Origin of the sequence: Haloarcula sp. R1-2, from assembly GCF_011627385.1 — an archaeon.
Classification (GTDB): Archaea; Halobacteriota; Halobacteria; order Halobacteriales; family Haloarculaceae; genus Haloarcula; species Haloarcula marismortui.
Map to the genome: position 1 here is coordinate 783,371 of NZ_JAANTG010000002.1, position 13,518 is coordinate 796,888.

At 63.5% G+C, this 13,518-nt stretch carries 11 protein-coding genes; 3 read left to right on the forward strand and 8 right to left on the reverse strand.

Annotated elements, in window-relative coordinates; all coding sequences use genetic code 11:
• Positions 1 to 42 precede the first annotated feature (42 nt).
• Both G9C82_RS12150 and G9C82_RS12155 read right to left on the reverse strand, forming a co-directional pair.
• Positions 43 to 777, reverse strand: a complete 735-nt coding sequence (locus G9C82_RS12150; protein WP_127014223.1) for a class I SAM-dependent methyltransferase — start codon at positions 775 to 777, stop codon at positions 43 to 45.
• A 77-nt stretch (positions 778 to 854) separates the two neighbouring features.
• The gene (locus tag G9C82_RS12155) at positions 855 to 1,739 is read right to left on the reverse strand and encodes an aldo/keto reductase (RefSeq protein ID WP_127014224.1); all 885 of its coding nucleotides are present in this window, start codon (positions 1,737 to 1,739) and stop codon (positions 855 to 857) included.
• 127 nt (positions 1,740 to 1,866) lie between these two features.
• On the opposite strand from G9C82_RS12155, the gene G9C82_RS12160 reads away from it, so the two are divergent.
• Complete coding sequence (locus tag G9C82_RS12160; RefSeq protein ID WP_011224003.1) at positions 1,867 to 2,826, forward strand: S49 family peptidase; 960 nt, start codon at positions 1,867 to 1,869, stop codon at positions 2,824 to 2,826.
• Positions 2,819 to 3,862 (forward strand): DUF4350 domain-containing protein, encoded by a 1,044-nt coding sequence (locus tag G9C82_RS12165; protein ID WP_004958335.1) that lies wholly within the window; start codon positions 2,819 to 2,821, stop codon positions 3,860 to 3,862. The genes G9C82_RS12160 and G9C82_RS12165 overlap by 8 nt, the downstream gene beginning before the upstream one ends.
• A gap of 29 nt (positions 3,863 to 3,891) precedes the next feature.
• Here G9C82_RS12165 and G9C82_RS12170 read toward each other — a convergent pair whose 3' ends face one another.
• Positions 3,892 to 4,422, reverse strand: a complete 531-nt coding sequence (locus tag G9C82_RS12170; RefSeq protein ID WP_164734764.1) for a hypothetical protein — start codon at positions 4,420 to 4,422, stop codon at positions 3,892 to 3,894.
• 213 nt (positions 4,423 to 4,635) lie between these two features.
• On the opposite strand from G9C82_RS12170, the gene G9C82_RS12175 reads away from it, so the two are divergent.
• Entirely contained in the window at positions 4,636 to 6,984 is a 2,349-nt protein-coding gene (locus G9C82_RS12175) for a PAS domain S-box protein (RefSeq protein WP_127014226.1), read from the forward strand.
• Between the two features lie 39 nt (positions 6,985 to 7,023).
• On the opposite strand, the gene G9C82_RS12180 is transcribed toward G9C82_RS12175, so the two are convergent.
• Genes G9C82_RS12180 through G9C82_RS12200 form a run of 5 tightly spaced genes read right to left on the reverse strand, consistent with a single transcriptional unit; the run spans position 7,024 to position 13,473 of the window.
• A complete protein-coding gene (locus G9C82_RS12180; protein ID WP_127014227.1) occupies positions 7,024 to 8,346 on the reverse strand; it encodes an ABC transporter ATP-binding protein in 1,323 nt (440 codons plus the stop codon).
• On the reverse strand, positions 8,339 to 9,520 hold the full coding sequence (locus tag G9C82_RS12185) for an ABC transporter ATP-binding protein (protein WP_121302488.1): 1,182 nt from the start codon (positions 9,518 to 9,520) through the stop codon (positions 8,339 to 8,341). The genes G9C82_RS12180 and G9C82_RS12185 overlap by 8 nt, the downstream gene beginning before the upstream one ends.
• On the reverse strand, positions 9,520 to 10,557 hold the full coding sequence (locus tag G9C82_RS12190; RefSeq protein WP_127014228.1) for an ABC transporter permease: 1,038 nt from the start codon (positions 10,555 to 10,557) through the stop codon (positions 9,520 to 9,522). Before G9C82_RS12190 ends, G9C82_RS12185 begins: the two co-directional genes overlap by 1 nt.
• Positions 10,558 to 10,560: 3 nt before the next feature.
• Positions 10,561 to 11,514, reverse strand: a complete 954-nt coding sequence (locus G9C82_RS12195; protein ID WP_127014229.1) for an ABC transporter permease — start codon at positions 11,512 to 11,514, stop codon at positions 10,561 to 10,563.
• A 9-nt stretch (positions 11,515 to 11,523) separates the two neighbouring features.
• Positions 11,524 to 13,473 carry an ABC transporter substrate-binding protein gene (locus tag G9C82_RS12200; protein WP_127014230.1) on the reverse strand — a complete coding sequence of 650 codons (1,950 nt, stop codon included), beginning with the start codon at positions 13,471 to 13,473 and terminating at the stop codon, positions 11,524 to 11,526.
• Between the last annotated feature and the right edge of the window lie 45 nt (positions 13,474 to 13,518).

Consider the following 13,518-nt stretch of genomic DNA (forward strand, 5'->3'; position numbering starts at 1 on the left):
GCATACACTGTTCAGACTCGCCTCACGAGACACCAACACGGCTCACGCATCTGCTCGCCGGAACGCGAGACTGTACATCGTCCCGGTTCGCTCGGAGCCGATAGCTGCGACCAGATCTTCAGCCATCGCAGTCAGTGGCTCCCCGAGCGAATCCGGAAGCGCCGCGGCGCACTCCCGCACCACCTCTGCGTGGGCATCTAGATGAGCCTCGGTCCAGGGGACCGGGTTCAGCAGCGTCTTCCGTCGCTCGACACTCCAGCCGTTGGCGGCGAAGACGGCAGCCAGCACGGCGGGCGGGTAGAACGTCAGCGCCGGCCGGCCGTCGACTACCTGCGCGGCGGCGTTTTCCAGCGCGAACAGTCGGTTGACAGCCGCGTCGGCGGGCGGCACCGCGTAGTCGTCGACGACGAGGCAACCGTCGGGTTTTGCGACCCGCGTCAGTTCGGCCGCGATAGGGGCCAGTTCGGCCGGTGGCAGGACGTTACACAGTCCGTGGCCGGCGACGAGGTCGACGCTGTCGGTCGCAAGCGGCGTCGCCCGGAGGTCAGCCTCGATCACGGCCAGCCGGTCGGCGTTTCGGTCGCCGATGCGGTCCCGGACCGTCGCGGCGTGGTCTGCGTCGTTCGTCACCGCATACACGCGTTTTGCGCCCGCGGCCAACAGTCCTGCCGTCGTGTTCCCGACGCCGGCTCCGGCCTCAAGACAGACCCGTCCCTCGACCCGCTGGTCAGCGAGTGCCGCTGTCACCGTCTCCGGAACGTCCCCGTTCACGCTCATACTGTTAGCTGTAACTTTATGCAGATATTCACCACCCTCTGGTGGTGACAGTTTTCAATGGCTTACAGCCGACAGTATCAGTGGTGCAGTTGCTCGGGCACCGGACTGTCATCGTGGCGCGCTTCCTCGATGAGTGCGCGCTGGCGCGCCTCGTCCATCCCCGCCGAGCGACTGGCGGCATCGAGCACCATCTTCACGAGCTTCGGGTCGCCGGGGCTGACGATGGTATCGAGACCTCGGGCGGCGGCGAAGTCGAACCGCTCGCGGATGTCCTCTGGTGTGTCGACCGGCTCGTACCAGTTCGCGTACGGGCGGTCGGCCTCGGCCAGTTCGTCGGTCGGTGGCCACGACCCCTTCGCGAACGCCTTGATGCCCAGCGTACCGATGCCCTCCGCCTCACAGCGGTCCAGCACGGCCTCGTAGTCGTACTCGTCACCGTCCTTGCCGGCGACGACGGGGTTCAGCGGGAACATCACCGTCTCAAGGTCGTCGATGCGGTCGATGGCGTCGAGGATGAGCCCGGGGTTGCCGTGGCTCGTCAGCCCGATGTGGTCTACCTTCCCTGCCGCCTTTGCCTCGCGTATCGCATCGAGTGCGCCGCCGTCAGCGGTGATCGTGTCCAGTTCGTCTTCGTATTCCAGGCCGTGGATCTGGTAGAGGTCGATAGTGTCGATGCCGAGGCGGTTCAGCGACCGGTCGATTTTCCGGGCGGCCCCCTCGTACTCTCGCTCTTGGGTCTTACAGCCCAGGAAGATGTCCTCGCGGTACTGCCGGAGCTTCGGCCCCAGTCTCAGCTCTGCGTCACCGTAGGTCGGTGCTACGTCGAAGTGGTTGACGCCGTGGTCCAACACGAGTTCGACCAACTGGTTCGCGCCCTCCTGTTCGAGCCAGTTGAGTGCGATCGAACCGAACGTCAGCATCGTGCTCTCCTGCCCAGTGTCGCCCAGTGCTCGGGTCTCCATACCCGGTTGCACGCTCTGGATACCAATAACCGTTCGTCGCTGCTGTCACAGCCAATCTGGCTGCCGGACTGCGACAGGGCACGCCGACCGGGGTTTATTACTCTCTCAGTCCGAACGGGATGTATAGATGTCTAGGAGAGATCAACTGTTCTCGGCGATGACGGCGTCGTACGTGATCGCGGTCACGCTCGCCATCGTCATCGCCGCGATATTCGCGCCGGTCATTTGGAACGGCGTGCCAAGCGGTGGTGACGACGACCCGAGCGTCGCCGTCATCACCCTTCGGGGCGGCACAACCGACGCGAACGTCAACGCCGTCAAACAGGACCTCCGCGAAGCGCGAACGAACGAATCAATCGAGGCGGTCGTCCTCCGGGTCGACAGCCCCGGCGGCCCGGTCGACTCAAGCGAGGAGTTCTACCTCGCCGTGAACCGGACCGCCAGTGAAATGCCCGTTGTCGCCTACGTCGAGGGGACGGCCGCTTCGGGTGGGTACTATGGCATCACACCGGCCGACGAGATCGTCGTCAAGCCGAGTTCGAACGTCGGCAGCATCGGCGTCATCGTCCAGGCCCCGCTGAGTCTCATCGAGCAGGTCGAACAGCAGGGCGAGACGTTCGTCCGCTCGGGGCCGGACAAGGCCCAAATAAGCAAAGACAGCCTCCGCGAGGATATCGAGGTGCTCCAGCGGTCCTTCGTCGGGACAGTCATGCGCCATCGGGGCGAGCAACTGACGGTCTCCCGTGAGGAAGTTGCCAACGGAGGCACGTATCTCGGCGCACAGGCGACCGAGAACGGCTTTGCCGACCGGATCGGCGATACCGGACTGGCCATCGAGCGGGCCGCTGCACTCTCAGACGACATCGAGGGCGACCAGTACGACGTTGTGTATCAGGGCAGTGGCGGTGCCGAATTCAACGTCATCATCGTCCCTGCCGGCGCTGAAACCGTACAGGGCGCGAATAACGTGACCTATCTCGTTCATCCCGACAACAGTGAGACGACGTTCCGGGAACCGGTGAAGTACTACGCCGTCTGGGGAATCCCCGCCGAAGACAACAATGCAACGGTGATCCGCAATGACTGAGGGTCGTATCGTTAAGCCACTTGCCGTGTTTATCGTCGTCCTCGTGGTGATACTGGGCGGCACGTTCCTTCTCGCAGTCGTTAACCCGGGCTCATCGGGGCCGCCAGATGGCCAGTCCATCGACGGTCAATCGCCGTCACAGTACCAGCCCGACGCTGTCAATGCCCCTGTCGACCCCGAAGAAGGGGCGATCTCGGTCGACTCTGAGGGAAGTGACAAGCGAATACTCGTCGATACGAGCCACGGCAACCAGGTGTCCGAATCCGAACTCGAACCAATCACTGAGGCAGTGTTCGAGGCGGGCCATACTGTCGAGTACGGCACGTCCGGCACCGCCTCGTTCGCCGATTCGCTGGGCCAGTACGACGGCATACTCATCGTCCAGCCGCTCGGCAGTTACTCCGAAGCGGAACGCGAAGCATTACAGGAGTACACCGACGATGGCGGCCGTGTTGTCGTCCTCGCCGAACCGACACAGACCCGCCTTTCGACCGGCTTCACCCAGTCGACCACGACGGTATCGTTCGGGGCCAACAACGCCACCGAGCGCTACGGCGTTCGGATGGGGTCCGAACAGCTGTACAATGTCGACGATGCGGCCAACGACAACAACTTCAAAGCCATCTACGCCTCACCGAGCGACGATGGTGACCTGACCGACGGTGTCGAGACGATTACGTTCGACACCGCCGGCTACGCGGTGGTGAACGGCGACGCCGAGACGAAGTTCACCGCTGTCGAGGGTACCCGGACGCTGGAGACGCGGCGTACCGGAACGTACGCGACAGTCGTCCGCAACGACAACATGGTGTTTGTCACTGACTCGACGTTCATCAGTAGTTCCGAGCTATACGACGCCGACAACGAGGTGTTCATCGGGAACCTGCTTTCGTTCTTGCTCGACGGCGAAGCACCCGACCCGGGCGGTGGCGCGACCCCAAGTGCTGGATTCGGGACTGGTGACAGTGCTTCCACTCCGGCCGAAACACCGCCGGAGCCGACCCCGACGCCAGTCCCCACCCCAAGCGGGTCCTGACCCCGCTCACTCGAACCTTGCTTGCGGAGCTACCGTTCGCTGATACTGACCGTCGTCTCGCTGTACAGGCCACGCTCGCCGGCGTTGGCCACACTCAGTCCGGCGCTGATGGTATACTCCCCGGCTGATGCAGGCTCCCATTCGTCGTCGCTGACCCGGAACATCCGGTCCCACCGTCGCCTGAACTGCTTTCGTTCGCCGCGGTCAAATCGGAGGCTGCCGTCCTCACTGGGCACGCTATCGACGTGGGATGCCTTGGGCACTCCATCAACGTACCACGTCCACAGCCGCGGCGATTCCGTCGGTAGCGTTATCGGCACCGGAAGCGCGTTCTGCATCGTCACGACGAACGGCACCTCGGTTCCCGCCGGATACGACGTCTGCGGGACCTCGATATCGACCGATACCGCACGATAGCGGAGCCACGTCGGTATCAGCAGATCGCTCCAGGCCTGGCCGTCGATACTGCGTGCGGCCTGTGGCTGCGCCCCGCGCTCAGTGGGAGCCTGTGGCTCCTCGTCGTCACGGTGGAGCGCCCCCGAGTCGTAGATGCGACGCATTGTCAGCATATCGGTTGGCATGCGCAAAAGTGTTCGTCGGGCCAGTTCGGCTGGCCCGTCGGGTTCGGCCAAAGCGATACCCCGACGCAGGCACATCGCTGGAAATTGCAGAAAACGCTCACACCTGCCCGTGGATGCCGACCATGCATGTAACACACAGCCAAACACGCTAAGTGGCCGGCCCTCTGATATGTCAGCAAGCTACCGCTCCCGATGACATCAACACGCGACGCGATTCGGCTGTTGCACGTCGACGACGAGCCGGACTTCGCGGAGACGGCCGCCGCGTTCCTTGAAAAAGAGAACGACCGACTCCGCGTTGAAACAGCGTCAAACGCGGAAAACGCGCTGGAACGGCTCGAATCGTCGACGTTTGACTGTATCGTGTCGGATTACGATATGCCCGGGCGCAGCGGCATCGAGTTCCTCGAAGCCGTCCGCGAGGAGTACCCTGAACTCCCGCTCATCCTGTTCACCGGAAAGGGAAGCGAGGAGGTCGCGAGTGACGCCATCTCGGCCGGTGTCACCGACTATCTGCAGAAGGAGGCCGGGACAGACCAGTACACATTGCTGGCGAATCGGGTCCAGAACGCGGTGGAAGCGAGACAGTCAGCGACTGAGGCCGAGCGGCGGCGGCACCGTCTCGAACAGATCCTCAAGACTGTCCCGTCGTGTGTTGTGCAACTCGACCGCGACGGCCAGTTTGTCTTCGCCAACCAGCGCGCTGTCGACGTTCTCGGCCTGTCACAATCGGAAGTGAAAGACCGAACGTACAACGACCCAGAATGGGAAATACGTGATCTCGACGGTCACCCGATACCGGACGCGGAGCTTCCGTTTCGGCAGGTGCTCGAAACCGGCCAGCCCCTATCCGATGCCCGGCACACGATCCATTGGCCGGACGGTACCGAGAAGGTACTCTCGGTGAACGGCGCACCGCTGTTCGACGACGACGGGGCTGTTGAAAGCGTGGTCTGTACCCTGACGGATATCACCGACAAGCGAGACCGGAAACGCAACTTACAGGAAACCCAGCGCCGACTCCAGTTGGCGCTGGAGGCCAGCGAAACGGGTGTCTTGGAGTGGGACTACGAGACGGACGAGGTCGTGTTAAGCGATACGCTCGAACGACTCTTGGGCTTCGAGCCCGGCGAGTTCGGCGGGACGCTGTCGGCCGTACTTGACCTGATCCATCCGGAGGACCGCGCCGAAGTCCGCGAACAGTTACAGCAGGCAGTCGAAACGGATGACATCTACGACGGGGAGTTCCGGATGATCGACGCGGACGGCGACGTACAGTGGGGCTCTGTTCGGGGCCAACCCATCGAAGACGACGACAGTACACTGATGGTCGGCGTCCACCACGACATCACCGAGCACAAGGAACGTGAGCGCGACCTGCGGGTAATAGAGCGCCGGCTCGAGGCAATTCTGGAAAACACCACGACTCCGATGTTTATGAAAGACGACGAAGGGCAGTACCTCTTCGTCAACCACGGCTATCGGGAGCTTACCGGGCTCGCTGACGAGGAAATCGTCGGCCGTACGGACTTCGAGCTGTTCCCCGAAGAGACAGCTGAAACGGCGTGGGCAAACGACTGTGCTGTCCTGCAAACCGGGCAACCGATAGAGACCGAGGAGCAACTCATCATCGACGGCGAGACGCTCCAGTTCCTCTCGACGAAGGTTCCAATATACGACACGGGTGAGCAGTCTGACCCGGATACCCCGGTTGCCGTGTTCGGCGTCGCAAGCAACATTACCGACATCCGAAAGCAAGAGCAGGAGCTACAGCGTGAGCGCGACCGGCTTGCGGAGTTCGCCAGCGTCGTTAGCCACGACCTTCGCAGTCCGCTGAGCGTCGCACAGGGGCGGCTGCAACTCGCCCGGACAACCGGTGATGAGAGCCATCTGGAGGGCATCGAAACTGCACTCGACCGGATGGAACGCATCATCGATGACGTGTTGCTCCTGGCTCGCCAGGGACAGGACATCCAGGAGACAGCACCGGTCTCGCTCCATGACGCGGTCGCGGATGCCTGGGAGATGGTGTCTCAGGACGCAGAAGACGGGACGCTCGCCTTCACCGACACTGACAAACGGGACGTAACGATTACCGCCGACCGGCCGCGCCTGTTGCAACTGCTTGAGAACCTGCTCCGGAACAGTGTGGAACATGGTGCCACGCGCAGTCCGACGGGGACCGACAACGGTGTGAAACACGAGTCGGGGGAGCCGCGTTCACAGGCACACACAAACGTAGACCACGGCACAGCGGGCAGCCAGACGAAGTCTGTGGACGCCGCCGACGGGGATGGAAGCGTGAACATCACTGTCGGTGCCATCAAAGGGGGCTTCTACGTGGCCGACGACGGTCCCGGCGTTCCGGAAGACGAGCGCGAGACATTGTTCGAGGCTGGATACTCGACCGCCGACAACGGGTCCGGGTTCGGGCTGGCGATTGTCGACCGCATCGCAGAGGCCCACGGCTGGGCAGTCGACGTGGCAGAGAGCGCCGACGGCGGCGCACGCTTCGAGATTACCGGCGTCGAGTTTGCGTAGTCGAGTGGGCACACAGCGAGCCACTGTACTGGTACCCTGTCAGCGACTACTGGCCCGTGTAGACGCATCCGGATGGTCGTCATCGTACAGCAGGCAGGCGATTTGGTGGTTGTCACCGACATCGAACAGCGCGGGGTCGGTTTGCTCGCAGGGGGATTCGAAGGCGTCGTCCATCGCCGTCCGGGCGGCTTCGAAAGCCTCGTCGTGCAGGTGGTCGAGCGCCGTCGCCAGCACTCCTTCGGCCTCCCGGTCGCCGACCGTGTCCGGGAGGCCAAATTCGGCTCGGACCCGTGTTTCGAGAGCGGACCGAGAGAGCTGACGCAGGTCCTCGTCCTCGACACTGTCTTTGACGGCAGTGACGGCCTCCAGTGAGTCGGCCTTCCGGAGCCGTTGTTTCAGGTCCATCAGTGACCGCCACTCGGACTGGGCCATGTCAGTCCCCTCGGGCTGGATGACCCTCGGACAGCGGGTGTGGAACCGACAGCCCGACGGGGGGTTCAGTGGCGATGGAACATCGCCGGAGAGGAAAATCCGGTCGCCCTCCCAGCCGGGGTCTGGTTCCGGAATGGCGGACAGCAGCGCCTCGGCGTAGGGATGATACGGTGGCTGAAACACGTTCTCGGTCGGCCCGACTTCGGCGAACTCCCCGAGATACAGGACACCCACGCGGTCGGCGATATGCTCGACGACGCTGAGGTCGTGGGCGATGACAATATAGGAGAGGCCGAACTCCGACTGCAGGTCCGTAAGCAGGTTCAGAATCTGGGCCTGCACGCTCACGTCCAGCGCCGAGACGGGTTCGTCACAGACGATGACCTCGGGGTCGACGGCGAGTGCGCGGGCGATGCCGATTCGCTGGCGCTGGCCACCGGAGAACTCGTGGGGATAGCGGTGGGTGTGACGCTGGCTTAGCCCGACGGTCTCCAGCAAGTCGTTGACACGCTCGGTTCGCGCCTCGCCGTCCGCGATCCCGTGGATATCCAGCGGCTCGCCGACGATGTCGCCCACCGTCAGCCGCGGGTTGAGGCTGGCGAACGGGTCCTGAAATATATACTGGATATCCTTTCGAAGCGCCCGCAGACGGTCATTTGAGGCACCTGTCAGGTCTTCGCCTTTGTAGCGAACTGAGCCGGCTGTGGGTTCGATGAGCCGAAGCAGCGTCTGGGCGAGCGTGGTCTTGCCACAGCCGGACTCGCCGACGATACCCAGTGTCTCGCCGGGATAGAGCTCCAGATCGACGCCATCTAGAGCTTTCACTTCCTGACTCCGACCCAGCAGGGTATCGACGATGGTCCCGCCGGACTCGTAGTACTTCGTGAGGTTTTCGACCTCCAGAATGGGGCTATCGGCTGTCTTAGCCATCCTGCTGGCCCCCCGTATCGTTGTCCGCGTTGCCGTCCCGGTCTAGCAGGTCGGTATCGAGGCCGACCGGATCGGAGTCTGTCCGGAGTGGCTCTGCGTCCGTCCGTCCGGAGCGGGAGCCGGGCTGTGTGTTGTCGGGCGGCGTGTCGCGACCCTGTACCTCGACCTCGTAATCCAGTTCGTCGTCAAGGTCGCCGGTGTAGGCCAGACAGGCCGCTCCGCGGTCAGACAGGCCGACGCCGTCGCCGGTCTCCGGGTCGACGAGCGGTGGTTGTTTGCGCGTACAGACCTCCTCGGCGAAGGGACAGCGTGGGTGGAAGCTACAGCCCGATGGCACTTCGACGAGGTCCGGCATGGTCCCCGGAATCGTCTTGAGGCGGTCCTGCCGGTCGCCGATACGCGGGATGGCGCTCATCAGCCCGACGGTGTAGGGGTGTTTTGGGTCGTAGTACAGTTCTTCGACAGAAGCTTTCTCGACAGCGCGGCCGGCGTACATCACCATCACCCGGTCGCACATCTCCGCGATGACGCCGAGGTCGTGGGTGATGAGCTGAATCGCCGTGTCGTACTCGTCGGCGAGCCGGTTGAGGCGGTCCAGAATCTTCGCCTCGATGGTCACGTCAAGCGCCGTCGTCGGCTCGTCGGCGATGAGGAGTTCGGGGTCACAGGACAGCGCCATCGCGATGATGGCCCGCTGTTGCATCCCGCCGGAGAATTCGTGTGGGTAGTCGTCGTATCTGGCTTCGGGTTCCGGGATACCGACATCATCGAGCAGCCGAATCGTGCGTTCGCGAGCGGCTGTGTCGTCGTAGTCGAGGTGGTGCCGGATAGCCTCTGAAATCTGTTCGCCGACGGTGTAGACGGGGTTGAGTGCGGTCTGTGCGTCCTGAAATATCATCGCAACGTCGTTGCCCCGGACATCTCGAACCTCGGAGTCGGACAGTTCGGTGAGGTCCTGGCCGTCAAAACGAATCGTCCCGCTCTCGATACGGCCGGGCTCTTCGATGAGTCGCATTACCGACAGCGCGGTGACGCTCTTGCCCGCGCCGCTCTCGCCGACGACGCCGAACTTCTCGCCGCGGTTGATACGAAACGAGAGGTCGTCGACGGCGGTGACAACGCCCTCCTCGGTGTAGAAGTTCACCGTGAGGTTCTCGACTTCAAGCAGCGCCATCAGACCTCGCCCCCGCGGGCCACGTCCTCGCCCTCCTGGGCGTCCAGCGCGTCGTTGATGCCGTCGCCGATGAGGTTCATCGACATCACGAACAGGAAGATCGCGCCGCCGGGGAAGACGGTGACCCACCAGGGAATCGACCCGCCCGGCCCCTGGACGATGGTCTCTCGGGTCTGGTCCAGCATCGTGCCCCACTCGGCGGACCCCGGCGGGAGGCCCAGGCCCAGGAAGCCAAGCGCCGCCACGCCGATGACGACGGTGCCGATGGAGAGGGAGGCTTGGACGATGAGCGGCGCGACGGCGTTGGGCACGACGTGTCTGAAGATGACGCGCCGGTCACGCGCGCCCAGCGCCTTCGCGGCCATGACGTACTCGTTTTCCTTGACTTTCAGTATCTCCCCGCGTATCAGCCGGGCGTAGCCGGCCCAGCCGAATGCGGTGAACGCGAGCACTAGCTCCCAGTACCCTTTGCCGAGCACAGCGACGATAATCAACGCCAGCAGGAGGCCGGGGAACGCGAATATCAGGTCCAGCGTTCGCATCATCACCTCGTCAACCCGGCCGCCGTAGTAGCCCGCGATGGCACCATACACCAGCCCGATGGCGGCGGTGATGAACACCACAATAAAGCCAATCGAGAGGCTGAACCGACCGCCGTACAGCACGCGGGAGAACACGTCCCGGGCGGAGCCGTCGGTTCCGAAGGGATGGGCCAGCGACGGGGCCTCGTACGCACTCACATCGAGGCCCTGTACGTACAGAATCGCGCTCGGGTCGTAGGGGGCCAGCGAGAAGGGCTGGACTGTCACGCCAGCAATGGTGACTGGGCGGGCGAATAGAGCCAGGATTCCCATCAGGGCAACAGTGTAGAGCCCGAGCATCGCGCTCCGGTTGTCACGGAACTCACGCCAGGCGCGCCCCCAGCGGCTCTCGGTTTCAGTGCCTCGCTGCTCTGTCCAGTCGGATAGTGGTTCGCGGGACTCGACGCGGTCGGCGTCGAACCCCGTTATCCGGATGCGTCCTCGGTCAGTACTCATAGGTCAGTCATAGCGGATTCGTGGGTCTAACAGCGCGTACGCAATGTCTGCGAGCAAGTTTGCCAGGATGATCGTCACACCGGTAAACAGCGTAATCGCCATAATGAGGTCGACTTCGCGGCCGACGATAGCGCCGACGAAGGCCCGGCCCAGGCCGGGCCAGGCGAACACCTGCTCGACGACGACGGAACCGGCGAAGATACTCGCGGTCAGGAACGCGGCAATAGTGGTCACGGAAATGAGCGAGTTCCGCAGGACGTGTTTCAACACGACTGTCCGCTCCGGAAGCCCCTTCGCCCGCGCCGCCGTGACGTACTGCTTGTTCATTTCTTCGGCCATCGACGACCGCATCACGCGCATCAGCGTCGCCGACGACGCTGTCCCGATGGTGACGCCCGGGAGGACGAGATACCACAGCATCTCAGGCGAGAGTAGCGGCCTGTCCGGAGCCAGCACCGGCCACAGGTCGAGCCAGAGCGCGAACACGAGGATGAGCATCAGGCCGAGCCAGAAGTTCGGCAGCGAGATGCCCGAAAGGGCGAACACCCGCGAGAGGTCGTCGCCCAGCGTATCCTTGTTCACCGCAGCGTAGATACCGGTCGGGATGGAGATCAGCAACGCGATGGCCCAGCCGAACAGCCCCAGCGCGATGGTTTCGGGGAGCCGGGCCATGATGTAGGGCAGGACCGGCTGGTCGACGCTGATGACCGTGCCGAGGTCGCCCTGCAGAACGTTACCTATCCATGTGAGATACTGCTGCCAGACAGGGCCGTCGAGGCCGTATCTGGCGCGTATCGCTGCCTCCTCAGCCGCCGAAATCTGGGGGTTCAGTGCAACCATCTGGTCGATGGGGTCCCCCGGCGTCAGGTGGACCAGCGCGAAGGTAAGCACCGAGACGCCAAACAGTATCGGCACCGTCGCGGCCACGCGAACCGCGATGAATCGTCTGAGGCTCATCGTACTGACTCACTCCCGGTCCAGATACGCGACCTGCTGGTCCGTCGGGTCGTGCAGTCCGTAGGGGAGAATCCCGCCCGAGAACGTGTACGTGTTGTGCCCGACGTAGTCGGTTGACAGCGACGAGACGTTCGTTCCGAAGACGGTGTAGCTGTTCGGGGCCTGCTCGATGAGTCCGCGCCACACCTGGTCGTACTGTTCCCCGCGGAACGCGGGGTCCTCGACAGCCTCGACCGAGAACCGCGCTTCCGTTGCGATCTCGTCGAGGTCGGGCGTATCGACCCGCTGGAAGTTACAGCACTGGCCGAAGTTGTCGATGGAGTTGACGGCGTCGTAGAAGCTCCCGGGGTTGAACGTCCCCGAGAGGCCGATGAGGACGATGTTGCCCTGCTGGTAGTACTCCGGGCCGAGGATGCGCTGGACGAAGGTCGTGAACTCGAAGGTCTCGACGCCGATGTCGAAAAACTCCGTGTTGCTCATCACCTGTGCGATGAGTTCGGCTTCGCGCACCCGGTCGTCGGAGGTGTTGGTCTCGATGGTCGCCTCGATTGGTGTCTCGACGCCGAGGTCGTCGACGGCCTCCCCCAGCAGTTCGGTCGCGGCCTCGGTGTTCTGTTCGGTCTCCGGGCGCAGTTCCTCCACCAGCGCGTCGTAGTCAGCCGACCCTTCCGCAGCGGCCAACTCTGGCAGTGGCGTGTAGGCCGGATTCCGGTACCCGTTATAGATATTCTCGGCGATCTGGGCGCGTGGAATCAACTGATTGACGCCCCGGCGGATGCGGGGGTCGTCCCACGGCGAGACCGTGACAGGGTACTGCAGGAAATTGTACGCCCCGGCGTTGGTCACGCTGAGCCGGTACTCCTCCGAACTCCGGTACTCGCTGTAGGTGTCGCTCGTGAGGCCATAGGTGAGGTCTATCTCGTTGTTGTTGAGCGCGGCCGCACGGGTCGCGTCGTCGGTAACGATGGAGACCGTGACATCGTCGACGACTGGGCTCGTCGGGAACCCCTCTGGGCCGTCCCACCACTCCAGCGCGTCGAGGCCGAGGTCGTCCAGCCAGTAGTCGTCGAACGTGCTGAACTGGGCGCGCTGTTCGGCCTCGTAGGACTCGAACTCGAAGGGACCGGTCCCGATAGGCGTCAGGTCGTTGCGCGGGTCCGCGGCGGTATCGGGGTAGTCCTCGATGTGCGCCATGGGGTACACCGTCGGTGGGAGTTGACTGTCGGCCTCGGCGTCTGGCTCCTGCCCGTAGATGTTGACGGTGTAGTCATCGACAGCCTCGGCGTAGAGGAACGAGTCGAAGGTCTGGGCCGAAATCGCGGAGTTCTCAAGCACCTCATACGAGCGGGCGACGTGCTCTGCGGTCATTTCCTCGCCGTTGTGGAAGGTGACGCCCTCGTGGAGGTCGGCCTGGTACTGAATCCCATAGGTACCGTCTTCAACCGCGTCCGGCGCTTCGTTGACGGTCAGCACCTCGCCGGCGTCAGGGTTCCTGATGATGATCTGGTCGTCGGCGACGAGGTTCCCCTCGTCGTCCGTCTCCGCCGACACCATGTACGGCTCGTAGGCTCCGTCTTCGACCTCTTGGACCTCTACCCGTTCCCACGTCCGCGCGAGCCACGGGTACACGGTCCCCGCAGCGTCCTGTGTGATGAGGCCCTCGTAGACGAGTCCGTGGACGTTTCCGGCCGGCGCACTGGTGCTGTAAGACGGGTCGAAGGAGTCGATACCCGCTCCGAGGCCGAACCTGAGTGTCCCGCCCTCCTGGATGTCGTCGACGGCAACCTCCGCCCGTTCCCGAACTGGGTCGAGGCTCTGCTCGCCCCCGCTTTCACCCTGCTCTGCTCCGTCGCTTCCGGCGTTGCAGCCGGCGAACGCCACCACCGCCGACGCGCCCGCCGTCTTGAGGACGCGCCGTCGCGATACTGTACTCGTATCGGTATCTGCGTCATAAGGCATTCACGTTGACCTCGAGAGTTATGTATTGTGTTGCCGTCCCACACA